Genomic DNA, 3,389 nt, shown 5'->3' with positions numbered 1-3,389 from the left:
GCTCACACCACCATTATGCGTTGGGTTCATCAATATGGACCTCAATTAGAAGAGAAAGTACGACATCATCTTAAATTAACAAATGATTCGTGGAGAGTCGATGAAACTTATATTAAAGTAAAAGGTCAATGGATGTACTTATATCGTGCAGTTGATTCAGAGGGGAATACAATTGATTTTTATCTAAGTAAATCAAGAGATAAGCAAGCAGCCAAGCGCTTTTTCAAGAAAGCCTTGGCTTTTTCGTATGTTTCTAAACCTCGCGTGATAACTGTAGATAAGAACCTTGCCTATCCTGTAGCGATTCAAGAGTTGAAAGAAGAGAAACATATGCCTGAAGGCATACAACTAAGGCAAGTTAAATATCTCAATAATATAGTGGAACAAGACCACCGGTTTATTAAAAAACGAGTTCGTTCTATGTTAGGATTAAAGTCATTTAAAACAGCAATCTCTATATTGAGTGGTGTTGAAGCCATGCATATGATGAAAAAGGGGCAACTTGTTTTACCGGGCAAGTCTGTCCAAAACCAGAAAGAATTTATTCATAAATTGTTTGGCTTAGCTTCATAAGATAGAAATCAAGAGAAAATTGCTACTCTATGTTTCTAACTAATATTTTTGCACCAGAACCGTTTATAAAAGTTGTTGTGATTTAATAAACGTTTATAAATGTTTTGTAATATGTTTATAAACCTTGATTTTATAAGAGTTAAAGTTATGTCCTTAAAGGTATACCTTTACAAACTTAGTACGGAAGAAAAATACATTTCGTACTAATTAGTGAAACAATTGAAAATATGGTAGATTAGACCATTTATTTTGTACCATATGTAATTTGGTATAATTATATTTAAACAAATTATTGCTAATAGGTAGAGGAAGGAATATAGAGAGTGAAAAAAATATTTCAGGCCAAAAAATTCGTAATATCAATTCTAACGGTAGCCCTAGTAGTCATTATTTATTTTGTGATTCAATCAATTGCATCACCCGCAAGAGGGGTAACAAACCAAGAGAACCCAATTCAGCTTGTAAGCGAACAGCCCAAATTTGAGATAAACAAACCAGTACCTAATCAATTTAACGGTCAAATACGGAAAGTTGCATATCTTACATTTGATGATGGACCAGGAAAGTATACAGCTGAGCTTTTAGATATACTAAAACAACTGGATGTTAAAGCAACTTTTTTCTTAACTGGTAAGAATGTAAAGGCATATCCTGATTTAGTAAAACGAGAAAAAACAGAAGGTCATTATGTCGGTATGCATAGCATGACTCATGATTTCAAAAAATTATACACAAATGGGGACTATGTAAATGAAATGAAGACAAATCAAAGTTTAATAGCAGATATCATTGATGAGAACCCACAATTAACCCGACCTCCTTATGGTTCTATGCCTGGATTAAATGAAGCACTTCGTAATAAGATAGCAGAGGGTGGATTTAAAGTATGGGATTGGACAATTGACTCCCTAGATTGGAAATATAATAACGTACCTGTAGAGTCGGCTTCCATGAATATTGCTCAAAATGTAATTATTGGTGCGACTAGGTCTAAAGAAGTCATATTAATGCATGATATTCATCCTCAAGCTGTTTCAGCCGTACCAGCCATTATAAAAGGATTAAAAGAAAAAGGATATGAATTTGAAGCTTATCAAGAAAATGATCACTTCTCTTTAAATTTCTGGAAGGACCCACGCATTTAACTTTTAAAGAAAATTATTCCATATTTTAAAACACCATAAAGCTAAAAGTTATAAAAATTCATCAATATAGTACTCTAACAAACTCTAAAAACCCATGACTCTATTACATCAATATAGTCATGGGTTTTTAGAATACTTACTTTATCATAAGGTATTACTCTTTATGGGGTAACCATATCAAAAAAATTGTACGTTTAGACACAAAATAACCGATTCCCTGTACGTTAAGCAACCGGTTATTTATTTTACTGCCTTTTGATGGAGTTTTTGTCTCATAATGGTCTTAAATTATCGAAATTTTATAGATTCATTGCAATTGTCCTGAAGTTTTTGTACCAGAACCACTTGTAATAGTCTACGAAGATTTATGGATAGGATCATCCATTCAGTGATATTGGGGTATTTTTCATTTGATGTTTACACAAGATATATGTATAATATAAATCGTAATGATTACGTTTTATATTAAGGAGTGTTATTAATGAAGATTTCATTTGTAAAGAGGGTAGGCATATTAACTATTAGTTCACTACTAGTATTAGTAGGCTGTCAGACTTCAAGTTCATCCGAAGGCGAGTCTAATAAAACATCTGAAAGTCACACACACGAAAGCAAACACGATCACGGCCATGAGCACGATCATAGTCATGCATATGATGAAGAAACAAAAAAAATTTATGAAGGATATTTTGAAGACAGCCAAGTGAAAGAACGATCACTCTCCGATTGGGAAGGAGACTGGCAATCTGTATATCCATATTTACAAGATGGAACGCTTGATGAGGTATTTGCTTATAAAGCGAAACATACAGGTAAAATGACAGCTAAAGAATATAAGGAGTATTATAATGAAGGGTATCAAACAGATGTTAACCGTATTGTGATTCAAGGGAATATTGTAACGTTTTTCAAAAATGGAGAAGAAAATTCTGGTAAGTATATCTATGATGGGTACGAAATTCTGACATATGATGCGGGAAATAGAGGTGTAAGATACATATTTAAACTAGCAGAAAAAGCCGAAGGAGTTCCTCAGTATATTCAATTTAGTGATCATAGTATCTATCCAAATAAAGCTAGTCATTACCACCTGTATTGGGGTGACGACCGTAAAGCTTTATTGGATGAAGTCATACACTGGCCTACCTACTACCCATCAAAAATGGATGGACATGATATTGCCCATGAGATGATGGAGCATTAAATTAGGAGTCACGATGAATATTTCTTTCACAAATATGTAAGACTCAAAGGTTATCAATTTAGAATCACACTATTTAATACTCAAAAAGTTAACCATAAAAAATATTCTCTTAGATTAACAAATGCTTTAATGGAATAAGGAGTGCAAAAATAATTAAACATTTATCCATATTAAGAGCGTGTTCTGATTAATCTTTTTTCAAAACACGCTTTTTTTATTTGCTCTTTTATCAAGTTTATAGAGTTAATTTAATTAAACTTTATTTTAAAGCTACACGAAGGGTATACCTTTTTAAACGATTGTTCACTTTTCCTATTGGTGGAGAAATAATACCTGTTGAATTTTTAATAAATATTGACTTTGCAACACCAAATAGTCCTGATTTTATAGAGAAAATAAGCTTAACTTACAGCATATCTCTTAAAATGGTCTAAACGTACAATTTTCTTTTTTTGATATGGTGACCC

Annotated in this window: 3 protein-coding genes; all 3 read left to right on the top strand. The window is 32.4% G+C overall.

Translation table 11 applies throughout. From position 1 onward, the window contains the following. On the top strand, positions 1–573 hold a 573-nt coding region (locus Y7E_RS30685; protein WP_081584811.1), incomplete at its 5' end, for an IS6 family transposase. A gap of 332 nt (positions 574–905) precedes the next feature. Continuing rightward, positions 906–1,718, top strand: coding sequence for a peptidoglycan-N-acetylglucosamine deacetylase (locus Y7E_RS0128680; RefSeq protein ID WP_390881336.1), 813 nt, complete (start codon positions 906–908; stop codon positions 1,716–1,718). Between the two features lie 481 nt (positions 1,719–2,199). Next, positions 2,200–2,922 carry a ZinT family metal-binding protein gene (locus tag Y7E_RS0128675; RefSeq protein ID WP_017154615.1) on the top strand — a complete coding sequence of 241 codons (723 nt, stop codon included), beginning with the start codon at positions 2,200–2,202 and terminating at the stop codon, positions 2,920–2,922. Positions 2,923–3,389 lie beyond the last annotated feature (467 nt).

It is taken from the genome of Bacillus bingmayongensis, from assembly GCF_000299035.1.
GTDB lineage: Bacteria > Bacillota > Bacilli > Bacillales > Bacillaceae_G > Bacillus_A > Bacillus_A bingmayongensis.
Note: the sequence above shows the minus strand (reverse complement) of the source record. Positions and strands in the feature narration are given on the sequence as shown.